The organism is Neisseria sp. P0009.S007 (assembly GCF_051962515.1).
In genome coordinates this window covers 1-239 of record NZ_JBQCVF010001265.1, presented here as the reverse complement: position 1 = coordinate 239, position 239 = coordinate 1, and the positions used below count along the sequence as shown (strand labels likewise).

The following is a 239-nucleotide window of genomic DNA, read 5'->3' as shown; positions in this document are numbered from 1 at the left end:
CGTCCACACCTCGCCGGCCGGGGTGCGCAGCGCCACCCGGTCGGGACCGAACCGGGCGACGGGCACGTCGATGAGCTCGACGGCCGCGTTCAGTCGCTCGGGGAACTGCAAGGAGTCGGTCGTGAACTCCAGCGTCGGCCACTGGTCGTCCGGAGGCAGGTGGTCCCGGGCGAACGTGTCGACGTGGGCCGAGCGGGCGAGCTCCATCACTGGCCTCCCTGGGGTGCGCGGATCATGCC

Annotated in this window: 1 pseudogene; it reads right to left on the bottom strand. The window is 72.4% G+C overall.

Features of this window, described 5'->3' with window-relative positions:
* Nucleotides 1–207: pseudogene (locus tag ACTHS3_RS18550) on the bottom strand (hypothetical protein); the annotation flags it as partial.
* Between the last annotated feature and the right edge of the window lie 32 nt (nucleotides 208–239).